This is a genomic window from Caballeronia sp. ATUFL_M2_KS44, from assembly GCF_023630965.1.
In the GTDB taxonomy this organism is placed as follows: Bacteria; Pseudomonadota; Gammaproteobacteria; order Burkholderiales; family Burkholderiaceae; genus Caballeronia; species Caballeronia concitans.
In genome coordinates, this window is the sequence record NZ_JALQEA010000006.1 from 43,095 (window position 1) to 57,827 (window position 14,733).

Here is a 14,733-nt window from a genome sequence, read left to right on the forward strand (position 1 = left end):
CACGAGACTCCCGGCTTCATCACCGAGGGCTGTTCATGAAGACGACATCGAGCGGGACCGGCGCGGGGCCGGTGCAACGGATCGCCATCGGGCGCGCGCAGGCGAGGGTAACGACATGGTGATCGCCAACCCCGAGAAAACGACGATTTCCGCGCGCAGCTTCGAACTGGGCGTGATGTCGGGCCTCGACCGTTATTCCGTCGAACACGGCGAGTGGACGCTGTCGAGCGTGTTTCAGCCGGTGTTCAGCCTTTCGCACATGCGCGCGGTCGGCTACGAAGGATTGCTGCGCGCGCACGATGCGCTGGATCGTCCCGTGCCGCCCGTCGATGTGTTCGGGCAGGCGGCGCGCGTCGGCGAGGCTTTGCAGATCGACCGGCTCGCGCAGGCGCTGCATCTCGAGAACTTCAAGATGCTCGGCGCCGAGACCGAATGGCTCTTTCTGAACGTGCATCCCGGCGCGCTCACGGAGCCGTATCACGCGGCCGCGCTGCTCGCGAATCTCAAGCGCCTGCATATCGAGCCGCGACGCGTCGTGCTCGAAGTGCTGGAGCAGAGTGCCGAGGACATCGAGCGGCTCGCGCAGGCGGTGCAGCAGTTTCGCGATCACGGCTTTCTCATCGCGCTCGACGATTTCGGCGCGGGGCATACGAACATCGAACGAATCTGGCAACTCGATCCGGATATCGTGAAGCTCGATCGCGTGATGCTCTCGCACGCGGGCCACAACGTTCACGCGCCGCTGTCCGAACGCACGATCAAGCAGCGGCGCAACATGGAGGCGGTGCTGTCGGGCATCGTTTCGCTGCTGCACGAGGCGGGCAAGCTCGTGTTGATAGAAGGCGTCGAGACGGAGCACGAAGCGCAGCTTGCGCTCGCGAGCGGCGCCGACTTCGTGCAGGGCTTTTTCTTCGCGCGGCCGCATCCCGGTCTGGCCGATGGCGCGCACGCGCAGACCATCATCAGCGATCTGACCGAGCGCTACCGCCTGCAAACCGAAGCGCGCGAGCGGCGCGTCGCGACGCGGCTTCAGCCCTACGTGCGCGCGTTCGAACGCGCGGCGGAGCGGCTCGCGGCGGGCGAACCGCTCGACGAAGTCTGCTGGAATTTCCTCGCGCTCGATAACGCCGCGCGCTGCTTTCTGCTCGATCAGAACGGCCGGCAGTCGGGCCGCAACGTGGTGTTGCGCGCGGATCGCGCCGCGCACGAAGCGCGCTTTTTGCCGCTCGTCGATGCGCAGGGCGCGAACTGGCTGCGTCGTCCGTACTTTCGCGCGGCGCTCGGCGACCCCGAGCGCGTGCATGTGACGAAGCCGTATCTGTCGATCAACGAGGCGATGCCGTGCGTCACGCTGTCCGTGGAGACGCGCTCGCAAGGCAAGCGCTGCGTGCTGTGCGGCGACATCGACTGGCTTGCCGACGACGACGAAGTCTGATCATTTCGCGACCACGACCGGAATGCCCTTGAGCGACGACGCGCCTTTCATCGTATCGATGGCGGCGCGCACCGCGTCGCCCGTCGCCGCTTCGATGCGAAGCCGCGCGGCGATGTCGCGTTCGCTGCGCTTGACCATCGCGACGTTCGCGAGCTTCACGTGACCGTAGCCGCGCACTTTCTCGAACAGCGCGGCCAGTGATTGCACGTCCTTGGCGTTCGCGGTGTCGAGCGTGGCGAGCGCGCGTTGCATCGTGATTTCATAGTCGCGCGCGAGTTGCCGTTCCATGCGGCGTTCGAGCGTCTTGCCGAACGGATCGAGCGCCGTGCCGCGCAGCGCGCGCACTTTCGTCAGCGCGCCGAACACGGGCCACATCCACTGGCCGAAGGTCTTCTTCTTCGGCACGCCGCCGTGCGAGAGAACCGGCGGCGCGAGATTGAACTTCACGGTGTAATCGCCGCCGGGCGCGCCTTCGAATTGCGCGGCGAGCGCGGCGCGAAACGCCGGGTCCGCGTGCAGGCGCGCGACTTCGTATTCGTCCTTCACCGCGAGCAGCTTGTAGAACGTGATCGCGATGGCGCGCTTCACGTCTTCATTCGCCGATGCCTTCTCAAGCAGCGAACGATACCGCTCCACGTACTTCGCGCCGCCATAAGCGAGCAGCCGTTCCTCGCGATCGCGGATGAGATCGGCGAGCGGCATCTCGGCCATCGCGACGCGCTTCGGCTGCGCGGATGCCGCGAGCGCATCGAGCGCGCTCATGTCCGCCGCCGCGAGACGGCCGATGGCGAACGCCAGCTTGTTCGCCGATACCGCGACGTTGTTCAATTCGAGCGCCCGCATCAGCGCGCCGAACGACACCGGCACGAGGCCGAGCTGCCACGCAAAGCCGAGCATCAGAATGTTCGCGCCGATGGTATCGCCGAGAAAGCGCGCCGCGAGCGATTGCGCGTCGCACGTGCGCAGCGCATCGGCGGCGTTCGGGCCGGCGGCGTGGCGCATCTTGTCGACGAGGGCATCGGCATGAAGATTCGCGTCGGGGTTCTGCACGAAGGTCGCGTTCGGAATCGCGTGCGTGTTCACGACGATCTTCGTGCGATCGTGCCGCACCGTCTGCAACGCTTCCGGACTCGCGCCGACGACCATGTCGCACGCGAGCAGCAGATCGGCCTGCTGCGTGTCGATGCGCACCTGGTTCAGCAGCGCGTCCGTCGCGGCGAAGCGCACGAATGACAGCACCGATCCGCCTTTTTGCGCGAAGCCCATGAAATCGAGCACGGACGCGCTCTTGCCTTCCAGATGCGCCGCCATGCTGATGAGCGCGCCGACCGTCACCACGCCCGTGCCGCCGACGCCCGTCACCAGAATGTCGTACGGCGCGTGGTCGAGATGCGCGTGCGGCAGCGGCAACGCATCGACGCGGCGCGCGAGTTCCGCGGGATCGAACGCATGGCCTTCTGCCTTTTTCAGCTTCGCGCCTTCGAGCGTGACGAAGCTCGGGCAGAAGCCGTTCACGCACGAATAGTCCTTGTTGCACGACGACTGATCGATGCGGCGCTTTCTGCCGAGTTCGGTTTCGACCGGTTCAACCGAAAGACAATTCGATTGCACGCCGCAATCGCCGCAGCCTTCGCAGACGGCTTCGTTGATGAACAGGCGCTTGTCCGGATCGGGAAACTCGCCCTTCTTGCGGCGGCGGCGCTTTTCGGCGGCGCACGTCTGGTCGTAGATCAGCACGGTCACGCCCGGCGTGTCGCGCAGGCGGCGCTGCACGGCGTCGAGTTCGCTGCGGTGATGGAACGTCGTGCCGTTCGGGAATTGATCGTGATGGCCGTCGTATTTTTCGGGTTCGTCGCTGACCACGACGAGCAGCGCGATCCCTTCCGCTTCCACTTGCCGCGCGATCTGCGGCACGGAGATGCTGCCGTCGACCGGCTGGCCGCCCGTCATCGCGACGGCATCGTTATAAAGAATCTTGTACGTGATGTTCGCTTTCGCGGCCACGGCCTGACGGATCGCGAGAATGCCCGAGTGGAAATACGTGCCGTCGCCGAGATTCTGGAAGACGTGCGGCGTTTTCGTGAACATCGCGTGCGACGCCCAGTCCACGCCTTCGCCGCCCATTTGAATGAGGCCGGTCGTGTCGCGCTCCATCCACGACGCCATGAAGTGACAGCCGATGCCCGCCTGCGCCACCGATCCTTCCGGCACTTTCGTCGATGTGTTGTGCGGGCAGCCCGAGCAGAAATACGGCGTGCGCTTCACGGCATCGGCGATATTCGAGAGGATTTGCGGCGCGACGAGATCCACCACTTTCTCGCGCCGGTCGAGCGCCGGCTTGTGGCGCGCGAGCCATTGCGCGAACACGGGCAGCACGCGCGACGGCCGCAACTCGCCGAGCGCGGACAGGAGCGGCGCGCCGTCTTGCGTCGTTTTGCCGATGACGACGGGCCGCGCGCCGTCCACGCGGTTATAGAGATGATCCTTGATCTGCTGCTCGATGACCGGCCCTTTCTCCTCGATCACGAGCACTTCGCTCAAACCTTCGACGAACGTATCGAGCCGCGTGGTTTCGAGCGGAAACGACAACCCGACCTTGTAGATGCGCACGCCGGCGGCATCGAGATCGTCGACGGTGAGTTCGAGGCGGCGCAGCGCTTCCATCAGATCGAGATGCGCCTTGCCGCACGTCACGATGCCCACGTTCGCTCGCGGACTCGGCGCAATCCACTTGTCGATGCTGTTCGCGCGCGCGAAGTGGCGCACCGCGTCGAGCTTGGCGTGCAGGCGCGCTTCGATCGTCAGGCTCGGCAGATCGGGCCAGCGATTGTGCAGGCCGCCCGCAGGCGCGACGAAATCGTCCGGCGCTTTCCATGTTGTCTGCAAGGCATCGAGATCGACGGTCGAGCCGGATTCCACCGTCTCCGAAATCGCCTTGAAGCCGACCCACGCGCCCGAGAAGCGCGAGAGCGCCCAGCCGTACAGCCCGAATTCGAGCATGTCCGCGACGTTCGACGGATTCACCACCGGCATGTGCCACGCGATCATCGCCTGATCGCTCTGATGCGGCATCGACGACGACACGCAGCCGTGGTCATCGCCCGCGACGACGAGCACGCCGCCGTGCGGCGACGAGCCGTACGCGTTGCCGTGCTTGAGCGCATCGCCCGCGCGATCGACGCCCGGCCCCTTGCCGTACCACATCGCGAAGACGCCATCGACGGTGCGCTCCGGATCGCTCTCCACGCGCTGCGTGCCGAGCACGGCCGTGCCGCCGAGTTCCTCGTTGATCGCGGGCAGAAAGCGCACGTCATGCGACGCGAGCAGTTTCTTCGCTTTCCACAATTGCTGATCGACCATGCCGAGCGGTGATCCGCGATAACCGCTGACGAACCCGGCCGTGTTGAGATGCGCGGCGCGGTCGAGCGCACGCTGCATGAGCACGAGGCGCACGAGCGCCTGCGTGCCGGTCAGGAAGATGCGCCCGCGCGTGGCGCTCAGGTTGTCGCTCAGTTGATAGTCGGAAAGGGCGGTGCCAAGCGTTGAAGCGGGGACGCATGCGTTCATGGGCGTGTCTCGTTTTTAGTCTGTGAGGCAATACGCCATTCTTCGCCGACGATATCGGAATGTTTTTGCGCACTCGCTCCCATTCCGCCTGCATGGAGAAGCCACGCGATCTTTTTTGAGATAAGCGGGAGAAATCTCCTCGATTCCGCGCCGCTCCACGTAAACCCGGAGCCGATCCGCGCGCGTGGGCGCACGGTTTGGGACTAACCTGATCGACCGGAACGACGAGAAAAAGAGGATGTCGATGAAGCTTTTCTACTGGCCGAAGACGCGCGCCTTTCGCGCGCTGTGGATGCTCGAGGAAATGCGCTTGCCGTATGACCTCGCGCTCGTGAACATTCGCGCGGGCGCGCAGAACGACAGCGCGTTCTCCCGCGTCAATCCGATGTCGAAGCTCCCCGCGCTCGAAGACGGCCTCGTGCGCGTGGCCGAATCCGGCGCGGTGCTGCTGTATCTCGCGGACCGCTATCCGCAGGCGCGGCTCGGCGTACCGCTTGCCGATCCGGCGCGCGGACGTTTCCTGCAATGGATGTTCTTCACCGGTTCATGCCTGGAACCCGCGATGGCCGAGCGCATGACCGGCGCGCAGGGCAACACGGTGAGCTTCGGATGGGGCGATCTCGGGCGCGTCGAGCACGCGATAGAAAGTGCGCTCGAAGAAGGCCAGTGGCTGCTCGGCGAGCAGTTCACGGCGGCGGATCTGCTTCTGGCGAGCACGCTGCAGATCGGCTTTCTCGCGCGGTTGATCGAGCCGCAAGGCGTGCTCTTCGATTACGTCGAGCGGGCGGTCGCGCGCGACGGCTACGAACGCGCCGCGGCGATCGATCATCGGGAAGCCGAACGGCTCGGCCTCAAGGCGCACGCAAAGCCGGCTACCGATTAAGGGAACGCGCGCGGCTTCGGAATGCCCGCGCCGGCTTCGATGTCCGCGACCGCCCGCCCGCGCGCAAGATCGACGGCTTCGGCGGCGCTGGTCAGGCCATCGTCGCCGCCGACGGTTGTCCACGCTTTCACGGCGTGGTCCAGATGGCGAATCTCGTACTCGGCGTCCCAGCGCGCGCCCTGAAGCTCGATGGGTCTCACGTGGATCGAATAGACGCCGTAAAGGAAGACCTGTTCCGCCATGATGCCCTCCGATGCGTTCGGCCTGCGTTCTTCCGTTCTTCCGTCCTGCCGCTTACAGCTCGATTTCCCCGAGGATGCGATGCGCGAGCGCCCGCGCTTCGTTCAGCGCTTCGTGCTCGTTCTCCGACGACGCCTCGACTTCGTAGAGCGTCGCGTCGGTCGCTTCGCCGTCGTCGCGGGCAAGCGAAACGAGGCCCTGGAACTTGCCGTCATCGATGGCGCGCACGCCGATCGTCGCCGTGTAGATGCCTTTCGTGTACGTCGTGTCTTCCATGATCGATTCGCCTCGAGCCAGGAACGTAAGCACAAAATTCATGCTAGCACGCAGATATGCGAAGCGTATGACGGCCGCTCGGCAGCTTCATCGGGCCAGCAGTTCCTCGACTTCCGCGAGCGTAGGCGAATGCGCGCCCGAATGCCGGCACGCCGCCGCGCCCGCCGCGAGCGCGAATGTCAGATGATCGGGCCACTCGCCGTGGCGCGACATGAGGCTGTAAAGCAGACCGCCGATGGACGCATCGCCCGCGCCGACCGTATCCGCCACTTCCACCGACGGCGGTCGCGCGCTGTAGCTTTGATCGCCCGCGAAGAGCGTGGCTTCGGACGAGCCGCGCGTGACGAGCACGGTGGCTTGCGGATTCATCGCACGGATGCGCGCGAGCGCCTCCTGTTCGGGCATGCCGCGAAACAGCATGTGCAGGTCTTCGTCGGAGACCTTGATGAGATCCGCGAGACCGGCCATTTCGCGCAGGATCGGCTCGTAGCCGTGCTCCATCAGATTGCGGTAATTCGGATCGAAGCTGATCTTCACGCCGTGCTCGCGCAGTCGCGCGGCGAGCGCCGCGAGCGTGCGGCCGAGCGGCTGGCGCACGAGACTGATGCAGCCGAAATGCGCCCACTTCACGCGCTCCATCCAGCCTTGCGGCAGCTTCGCCGGATCGAACGCCAGGTCCGCGCCGTTTTCGCCCATGAAGTAATACGTCGGCGGCTGCGTCTTATGCACGATGGCGAGCAGCGGCGGACGTTCGACGCGCTGCATGAAGCGCATGTCGAGACCGGCGGCGGCGCTCGCTTCCCAGAGATCGTCGGAGAAATTGTCCGTGCCGAGCGATCCGGCGCACGCGGTCGGCACGCCGAGCCGGGCGACCGCGCGCGCGACGTTCCAGCCCGCGCCGCCCGGACGCGACAGCCAGCTCGACTCGCCGGTGCGGATCATGTCCGTGAGAATGTCGCCGGCGGAAACGAATTGCGGGAAAGTGGTTTGATCGGTCGCCATCTTGTTCACCGTGCGTTGTGCGAGGAGCCGAGCGCGTTCAGCACTTCGTAGCACGCGCCCATCGTGTGGTAGTCGGTCTTGCCTGCGGGACTTTTTTCGTCGCTGTACTTGCGGTTGTCGCACGTGAGAATGCGATACCACGCGCCGTGCTCGTGATCGACGAAATGCGCCCAGCTATAGCGCCAAAGTTCGTCGTAGCAGTCCCAGAAACGTTCGCTGCCCGTGCGTGCGCCGAGCAGCGCGGCTGCGGCGAAGCTCTCGGCCTGAACCCAGAAGTATTTGTCGTGATCGCAGATGCTGTCGTCGGGGCCGAAGCCGTAGTAGAGGCCGCCGTGACGGTTGTCCCACGCGCGGCAGAAGCCCGCGTCGAACAGTTCGACGGCGCGGGAGCCAAGCCACGGCAACGCGCGATGCCGTTCGAGAATCAGCAGCAGCTTCGCCCATTCCGTCTGATGTCCCGGCTGAAAGCCCCACGGCCGAAAGATGTTCGAACTGTCGGATTCGTTGTAGTGCCAGTCGACGGACCAGTCGCGATTGAAGTGTTCCCACACGAGCCCGTTCGACAGCCGCGCCTGACGCAGCGTGATGTTGCCCGCGATTTTTTCCGCGCGATCCAGATACAGCACGTGGCTGGTCGCCTCGTAGGCGGCGAGCAGCGCTTCGGTCGCGTGCATGTTCGCGTTCTGCCCGCGATAGTCCGAAAGCTGCCAGTCGGGCGTGGCTTCGTCGGCGTAAAGACCGGCGTTCGCGTCCCAGAAGCGGCGCTCCATCAGCGCGAAGGTTTCGTCGATCATCGGCCGCGCTTCGTCGATGCCCGCCATGGCCGCATGCGCGCACGCGAGCAGCACGAAGGCGAGGCCGTAGCAATGGCGCGTGCCGTCGAGCGTGCGCTTTTCGCCGTCGCGCCACTCGATCTCCCAGTCGTAGCCTTCGTGTTCGGCGTCCCAATGGGCGTCGCGCAGGAATTGGAAGGCGTGACGCGCGTCGTCCTGATACCGCGCGTCGCCGAAATGGCGATACGCCATCGCGTAATTGAAGACGAAGCGCGTGCTGCTGACGAGATGGCGCGTGGTGCGGTCGTAGACGGCGCCGTCGTCCTTGAAGAAATGGAAGAAGCCGCCGGAGGGATCGCGGGCGGTCGGCGCGTAGAACGCGAGCGTGTCGCGCACGTGCGCGAGCAGGAACTCGCGGCTGCGGAAGTCGATGGCCTGTTCGCTCGCGGCGCTGGCGACGGCTGCGGCGGCGGGGGAGGCGGTCAGGTTCATGGCGTGCGGATGTCCTCTTTCGTGCCCGAGCTCGCGCGAGCGATGAAGTCGACGCTCATCAGCGAATCGGCCTGGGCCGGCGGGTTCGGGTGATCTTCGAGCAGCAGTTCGACGCCGCGCCGCCCGAGCGCTTCCTTGTCGACGGTCACGGTCGAAAGCGGCGGCGCGCTGTGCGCGGCGGCGGGGATGTCGTCGAAACCGACGAACGCGATGTCCTCCGGCACGCGCAAACCGTGCGCGAGACAGACGCGCATGGCGGCGAGGGCCGCTGCATCGTTATAGGCGAAAACGGCGTCGGGCAGCGGATTCGATTGCGCGCGCGCCTCGGCGATCAGGCGTTCCATGGCGTCGGCGGCGGCGAGGTCGGCGGGCAGACCGGCTGGCGCGGTGACTTCGAGCGTGGGATCGAAGAGCAGGCCGGCGTCGAAATACGCCTTGCGATACCCGAGCGCGCGCTGCGCGATGCTGTGATGCGCGAGCGACCCGCCGATGAACGCGATGCGCCGCCGCCCCGTGGCGAACAAATGCCGCATGGCCAGCGACGCGCCTTTCACGTTGTCGATGTTGACGGAGCGAAAGCCGGGCGCGCGAAGGTCGATCAGCACCATGGGCCGCGAAAGCGACTGCAGGTGCGCGAGCAGTTCCGGCTCGACGAAGCCGGCCACCGCGATGGCGTCGGGCGCGTGCAGCCGCATCTGCTGCGCGAGATCCTGCGTCGGACCGGCGGTGAGCACGGACGGCACGAGCCGGCGTTCGCGGCACGCCTCTTCGAAGCCGTGCAGCACTTGCGAAAAGAACGGGCTGACCGCGAAGTTGTTGTGCTGGCGATGCAGCAGGAACGTGACGCGGCGAATTCGGGTGCGCAATTGCGCGGAGTCGTAGCCGAGCCGCTGCGCCACCTCGACGACGCGCTCGCGCGTGGCTTCCGACAAGCCGGGCTGGTTCTTGAGCGCGCGCGAAACCGTCCCGATCGAGACGCTTGCCGCGCGTGCGACATCGCGGATGGTAGTGGCCATCTGGGTGTTCTCTGTCCTGAAGCCGGAGCGCGCTGTTTATCGCGCGCGTGGGGTTCGCTTGATTCGCGGGATTGTATAGTAAAAGAACGCGAAATCGCGCTGACAACGGACTAGAGAAAACCAGTAAGTGTTTGTGTTTTGACAGGTTTTGACGTGCGTTTGTTGTTTAGTAAAACACGAGAAACAACACGGCTTTTCGGCCCGGCCGTCAACTGGGAAACGCCGTGCTTCATATCAACACGACTTCGTAGCTTCGCGTCAGCCGCGCCAGCACATGCTCTGCTAGCACCGGCGCTTGGCCCGTCGCCTTGTCCGATTCGAGCTGACTCCTGAACGCCTGCACCGCGCGCAGCTTCCGGGCGTGCGTCGCGTCGTCGAGCAGAATGCGGCGGGCGCGGCTCCACGGCACGCGCGCATCGTCCGGCGACGCCCAGTGCCACGTGCACAGCGGCACTTCGACGAAGGGCAGCCCGAGCGCATCCGCTGCGAGACACGCCGCGCGCCCGACCGCTTCGTGATCCGGATGGCCGTCGTAGCGCCACGGAGCGAAGACGATGTCGTCGGGCTGCAGGCATTTGGAAAGACCGCCCAGCAAGCCCGGCTCGATGCGCTCCGCTGCGCCGTCCTGCAAGCCGAGCCGCGCCACCTGAACCTGCCGCAGATTGAGCCGCTGCAATGCCTCGCGCGTTTCGAGCGGCCGTGCGGCAGCCAGGCGTTCCGGCGACCATTCGGTCGAGTGCGGATGGCTGGCGGCGCCGTCCGTCACCGCGACGATCAGCACGTTGCGGCTCAATTCAGACAGGCGCGCGAGCAGCCCGCCCGTGCCGAGCACTTCGTAATCCGGATGCGGTGCGATGACGACAGCGCGTCCACCGAACGGCACGAGTTCCGCAGGTCCGACTTCGGGCAGCGCGCCGAGGCCCGCCCAGCCTTGCCACGTGGCTTCCGGCGTGCCGCTGCCGGACATCGCGCGATCTTGCACGCCGGTTTCGACGCGTTCGTCCTGACGCCTGGTGCCGCGAGTCCTCATGCTTGCCATGGCGAACTCCCGGCTCCGTTGGGGCGCGTGGCGCGCACGACGCGATGAAAGGAGTCATCGCCGGGAACGTGCCGACAACGGCGATCGCAAGCTAAAACGCGGTGCGCGGATGATGTCGCGCGAGGTTGAGTGAACGAGGCAATCGGCATGATGCGGAGCATTCTCGGAAGAAGAGTTTTTGTATGAGCTGCGTTGGCTCGTGTCATGAACCGAAGTGTGGCAAGGGTCATTCCCGAGCGCCATTCATCCGAATGGCATAGGAAAAAGCGTCGGACGGAAGTCACGCGAAGCCCGCGCGATGCTGCGAACGAGCAGGGAAATTGGCCTATGCCATTCGGCCGAATCGACGGCTCATTGCCGATGCGCTCAAATGACAAAAAGGCCGCACGAGGCGGCCTTCAGATGAAGCGGAGGAAAGAACGATGCTGCCGGTTTCAGCGGCGCGCAGGAGCGCCGACACCCTTGCTGTCACGTACCGGCTCGGCCATGGTCTTGCGCGAACCCCAGCGCTGAGCAAGCACCGCGCAGACCATCAACTGGATCTGGTGAAACAACATGAGCGGCAGGACCACCGCGCCCACCGAGTGCGCCGCGAAGATGACCTTCGCCATGGGAATGCCCGAGGCGAGGCTTTTCTTCGAGCCGCAAAAGATGATCGTGATCTGGTCGGCGCGGCTGAAGCCGAGCCGCTTCGCCGCAAACGCGGTAATCAGCAGCGCCACCGCGAGAAGCACGACGTTCACCGCAACGAGGCCGCCGAGCGCGGACAGCGGGATCGAATGCCAGATGCCTTCGTTGACGGCTTCGCTGAATGCCACGTAGACGACGAGCAGAATCGATCCCTGATCGACGAACTTGAGCACGGCCTTGTGTCGGTCCACCCATTTGCCGATGGCCGGACGCAGCAACTGGCCCGCGACGAACGGCACCAGCAGTTGCAGCACGATGTTGCCGACGGTATGCCACGGCGAACCGCTGGCGCCGCCTTGGTCGCTCACCAGCAGGCTGACGAGCGCGGGCGTGATGAATATGCCGAGCAGGCTGGAAGCCGACGCGCTGCACACGGCGGCCGGCACATTGCCCTTGGCCATCGAGGTGAAGGCAATCGACGACTGAACCGTCGACGGCAGCGTGCACAGAAAGAGAATGCCGGTATACAACGCGGGCGTGACGAGCGGACTCAGCACAGGCTTGAGCGCCAGGCCGAGCACGGGAAACATCACGAAGGTGCTCATCAGCACGAGCAGGTGAAGCCGCCAGTGCGTCGCGCCGGCGAGAATCGCTTCGCGCGAGAGCTTGGCGCCATGCAGGAAGAACAGCAGCCCAATGGCGACATTGGTGATCCAGTTGAATGCCACGGCCGCGCTGCCATGACAGGGCAGCAAGCTCGCGATGATGACGGTGCCGACGAGCGCCAGCGTGAAGTTGTCAGGAAGAAATTTTGGCCGTGCCATCAGAAAGATCTCGCACTCGGGCGGTTGCCGGGCGGCGCGTCAGGGGACCCGCTGCCGCATCAGGGAAAACCATGATTTTCGCTCGCGTTCGATTAAATTGGCAAATTCATTTCTTCGATCGATTGATTCCATTTCCGCATGAAATGAGCGGACCACGGAAGTCAGCGCAGTTCGCAGCAAATTTCGACAGCAACTTTCGGACCCCACCGCGGCGCTGAGAAGCAATGCATTTCCTCTTATGATTTGCTGGCAATTCAGTACCGCGAAGTAAAAAAACTCTGACGTAACATGGTGTTACAACCATGAGCGCGGCCTAACACTTTTTGGCTCGACGGTTCATGCGCGGCGAAATAAATTGTGGATACTCCGGTCGGCGGACCGCGCATCGTCCGATGCTGCGTCTGCCCGGCTCCAACGACGGCCGGTGTCCCGTGTCATCGGTCCCAGCTGTTCGGCGTCCGTTGCGCGGCGGAAACTCGTGTTGGATGCAGGCAGTTTCGACATGGCGCTCACTGGCATTCGCAAAACCACTCGGCTTCTCGCTTGTACCGCGCTCGCTGCGCTGGCGGCGGCGGGATCGCTCGCGCTCGCGGGTCCGCGAGCCGAATGGCTGTCGCCGGCGGTGTACGCGGATTCGCCGGACAATCGCCAGTCGCTGCACTACACGCCGGTCGCCGCGAAAGATGGGCTCACGCCTATCAGCGCCGAAGTGCGCCCCGGTCCGCAGGCCGAGCAGGCCGCGCCGTTCCGTGGCGCGGGATCGATCCGCGCCGACATCACGCGCTACAACCAGGAGCGCAGTCTGCCGCGTCCGCAAGGCCGCCCGTCGGATGACGGTCGCGCGCCCGCCAATTCGAACTTCCGCAACTGAACGCGTCGGCGGTCGTTAAAGCGAACATAGACCGTAGCCGCCAGAAAGCAGTTATCCAAAAATAAATGGCGCGTCCAGCGCACATGTCACGGTGACGTAATCTCGCCACAGTAACGCAACACAATTCCCTCCAGACATTCCCCTCTTTTTTGCGCGCAAGGACAATGCGGCCTTCGGCTGATTGCGTGTATCCAGCAGTTTCCAAACTCCTTTCATCGCGTCCAGAGGCCCGCCGGCTCGAATGTTCCGGTGCGGTCCGTCGCGTCGCTTCGGCGCGTGAACGGCAAAGAGACCGAAGGCGTCATCGGCGCTCATGCCCCGGAGTACTGGAACCGCTATACCCGCGATAACCAGAAACATTTTTGACCGGATAAATGGTCCGTAAAGATGGTGCCGCCTCACAAGCGCAACGCCCTCGCCCAGAAGCCCATTACGCCGGTCAGACGAGGCGAAGCAATGTCCCTCGCCCGCCACGCTTTCAATTTTTGACAAAGACAGGAGAGTTCATGAAGCCAACCGTCAACCGTGCGACGCAGAAATCGGTAAAAGCAGCGGTCAAGGCGACCGCCGTCGCAGCGATGATCGGCTTTTTCGCGGCAGGCGCCGCGCACGCGCAGTCGAGCGTTTCGCTGTACGGCCAAGTCGACGAATGGGTCGGCGCAACCAAGTTTCCGGGCGGCGAACGCGCGTGGAACGTGAGCGGCGGCGGCATGTCGACGTCGTACTGGGGCATGAAGGGCTCGGAAGATCTGGGCGGCGGCTACAAGGCGATCTTCACGCTCGAAAGCTTTTTCCGCGCGCAAAACGGCCAGTACGGCCGCTTCCAGGGCGACACCTTTTTCGCCCGTAACTCGTACGTCGGCATTCAAGGCCCGATCGGTACGCTTACCGCCGGCCGCCTGACCACGCAACTCTTCGTCTCGACGATTCTGTTCAACCCGTTCGTCGATTCGTACGTCTTCTCGCCGATGGTCTACCACGTGTTCCTCGGCCAGGGCACGTTCCCGACCTACACGACCGACCAGGGCGTGACGGGCGATTCCGGCTGGAACAACGCGGTGCAGTACACGACGCCGGACTTCAACGGCCTGTCGGGCAGCGCGATGTACGCGTTCGGCAACAATGCGGGCGATGGCCGCTCGAAGAAGTACAGCGCGCAGTTCCTGTATTTCCACGGCCCGTTCGCGGCGACCGGCGTCTACCAGTACGTCAACTTCAACGGGACGCCGGGCGACCTGCCGACGTCGAACGCGTTCGTCACGCCGGGCTTCAAGAGCCAGAGCGTCGGGCAACTGGGCGCATCGTTCGACATGAAGTACGTGAAGTTCTTCGCGCAGTACATGTACACGAAGAACGACATCGACAACGGCTCGTTCCACGTCAACACGGAGCAGGGCGGCGTGACGGTGCCGGTCGGCCCCGGCACGGTGATGGCCTCGTACGCGTACTCGCGCAGCAACGGCGGTCTGGACCAGACGCACAAGAGCTGGGCGGTCGGTTACGACTATCCGCTTTCGAAGCGCACCGACGTCTACGCGGCTTACCTGAACGACAAGTACACGAGCATGTCGACGGGCGACACGTTCGGCGTCGGCATCCGCGCGAAGTTCTAAGCGCGCAGGGCAGGTTCAAACGAAAACACCGCGTCGGGTACGCGGTGTTTTTTTTGTCTATCGCAAAAGCAT

General features: G+C 64.6%; 12 protein-coding genes. 4 read left to right on the top strand and 8 right to left on the bottom strand.

Annotated elements, in window-relative coordinates; genetic code table 11:
• Window positions 1–115: 115 nt before the first annotated feature.
• Window positions 116–1,435, top strand: coding sequence for an EAL domain-containing protein (locus NCR39_RS00210; protein WP_250450016.1), 1,320 nt, complete (start codon window positions 116–118; stop codon window positions 1,433–1,435).
• Here the strand turns inward: NCR39_RS00210 and NCR39_RS00215 are convergent, their stop codons facing one another.
• Window positions 1,436–5,002, bottom strand: coding sequence for an indolepyruvate ferredoxin oxidoreductase family protein (locus NCR39_RS00215; protein ID WP_250450017.1), 3,567 nt, complete (start codon window positions 5,000–5,002; stop codon window positions 1,436–1,438). It lies immediately after the preceding gene.
• A gap of 244 nt (window positions 5,003–5,246) precedes the next feature.
• Here NCR39_RS00215 and NCR39_RS00220 point away from each other — a divergent pair, with 244 nt between their 5' ends.
• Window positions 5,247–5,885, top strand: a complete 639-nt coding sequence (locus NCR39_RS00220) for a glutathione S-transferase family protein (RefSeq protein WP_250450018.1) — start codon at window positions 5,247–5,249, stop codon at window positions 5,883–5,885.
• Here NCR39_RS00220 and NCR39_RS00225 read toward each other — a convergent pair.
• The 7 genes from NCR39_RS00225 to NCR39_RS00255 form a co-directional block, all read right to left on the bottom strand.
• Entirely contained in the window at window positions 5,882–6,127 is a 246-nt protein-coding gene (locus tag NCR39_RS00225; RefSeq protein ID WP_040053180.1) for a hypothetical protein, read from the bottom strand. The genes NCR39_RS00220 and NCR39_RS00225 overlap by 4 nt on opposite strands.
• Before the next feature lie 52 nt (window positions 6,128–6,179).
• Window positions 6,180–6,401, bottom strand: coding sequence for a hypothetical protein (locus NCR39_RS00230; protein ID WP_250450019.1), 222 nt, complete (start codon window positions 6,399–6,401; stop codon window positions 6,180–6,182).
• An 87-nt stretch (window positions 6,402–6,488) separates the two neighbouring features.
• Window positions 6,489–7,403 (bottom strand): carbohydrate kinase family protein, encoded by a 915-nt coding sequence (locus tag NCR39_RS00235; protein WP_250450020.1) that lies wholly within the window; start codon window positions 7,401–7,403, stop codon window positions 6,489–6,491.
• A gap of 5 nt (window positions 7,404–7,408) precedes the next feature.
• Window positions 7,409–8,668 carry an AGE family epimerase/isomerase gene (locus NCR39_RS00240; protein WP_250450021.1) on the bottom strand — a complete coding sequence of 420 codons (1,260 nt, stop codon included), beginning with the start codon at window positions 8,666–8,668 and terminating at the stop codon, window positions 7,409–7,411.
• On the bottom strand, window positions 8,665–9,684 hold the full coding sequence (locus NCR39_RS00245) for a LacI family DNA-binding transcriptional regulator (protein WP_250450022.1): 1,020 nt from the start codon (window positions 9,682–9,684) through the stop codon (window positions 8,665–8,667). Before NCR39_RS00245 ends, NCR39_RS00240 begins: the two co-directional genes overlap by 4 nt.
• Window positions 9,685–9,913: 229 nt before the next feature.
• A complete protein-coding gene (locus tag NCR39_RS00250; protein ID WP_250450023.1) occupies window positions 9,914–10,723 on the bottom strand; it encodes a PIG-L deacetylase family protein in 810 nt (269 codons plus the stop codon).
• A 434-nt stretch (window positions 10,724–11,157) separates the two neighbouring features.
• Entirely contained in the window at window positions 11,158–12,177 is a 1,020-nt protein-coding gene (locus NCR39_RS00255) for a bile acid:sodium symporter family protein (RefSeq protein WP_250450024.1), read from the bottom strand.
• A 502-nt stretch (window positions 12,178–12,679) separates the two neighbouring features.
• Here NCR39_RS00255 and NCR39_RS00260 point away from each other — a divergent pair.
• Window positions 12,680–13,048 (top strand): hypothetical protein, encoded by a 369-nt coding sequence (locus NCR39_RS00260; RefSeq protein ID WP_250450025.1) that lies wholly within the window; start codon window positions 12,680–12,682, stop codon window positions 13,046–13,048.
• Window positions 13,049–13,554: 506 nt separating this feature from the next.
• On the top strand, window positions 13,555–14,661 hold the full coding sequence (locus NCR39_RS00265) for a porin (RefSeq protein WP_250450026.1): 1,107 nt from the start codon (window positions 13,555–13,557) through the stop codon (window positions 14,659–14,661).
• The last annotated feature ends 72 nt before the right edge of the window (window positions 14,662–14,733 follow it).

Bases quoted from the DNA above. Each gene is read 5' to 3' on its own strand.
- NCR39_RS00210 (WP_250450016.1), top strand. From the start codon at position 116: ATGGTGATCGCCAACCCCGAGAAAACGACGATTTCCGCGCGCAGCTTC.
- NCR39_RS00215 (WP_250450017.1), bottom strand. From the start codon at position 5,002: ATGAACGCATGCGTCCCCGCTTCAACGCTTGGCACCGCCCTTTCCGAC.
- NCR39_RS00220 (WP_250450018.1), top strand. From the start codon at position 5,247: ATGAAGCTTTTCTACTGGCCGAAGACGCGCGCCTTTCGCGCGCTGTGG.
- NCR39_RS00225 (WP_040053180.1), bottom strand. From the start codon at position 6,127: ATGGCGGAACAGGTCTTCCTTTACGGCGTCTATTCGATCCACGTGAGA.
- NCR39_RS00230 (WP_250450019.1), bottom strand. From the start codon at position 6,401: ATGGAAGACACGACGTACACGAAAGGCATCTACACGGCGACGATCGGC.
- NCR39_RS00235 (WP_250450020.1), bottom strand. From the start codon at position 7,403: ATGGCGACCGATCAAACCACTTTCCCGCAATTCGTTTCCGCCGGCGAC.
- NCR39_RS00240 (WP_250450021.1), bottom strand. From the start codon at position 8,668: ATGAACCTGACCGCCTCCCCCGCCGCCGCAGCCGTCGCCAGCGCCGCG.
- NCR39_RS00245 (WP_250450022.1), bottom strand. From the start codon at position 9,684: ATGGCCACTACCATCCGCGATGTCGCACGCGCGGCAAGCGTCTCGATC.
- NCR39_RS00250 (WP_250450023.1), bottom strand. From the start codon at position 10,723: ATGGCAAGCATGAGGACTCGCGGCACCAGGCGTCAGGACGAACGCGTC.
- NCR39_RS00255 (WP_250450024.1), bottom strand. From the start codon at position 12,177: ATGGCACGGCCAAAATTTCTTCCTGACAACTTCACGCTGGCGCTCGTC.
- NCR39_RS00260 (WP_250450025.1), top strand. From the start codon at position 12,680: ATGGCGCTCACTGGCATTCGCAAAACCACTCGGCTTCTCGCTTGTACC.
- NCR39_RS00265 (WP_250450026.1), top strand. From the start codon at position 13,555: ATGAAGCCAACCGTCAACCGTGCGACGCAGAAATCGGTAAAAGCAGCG.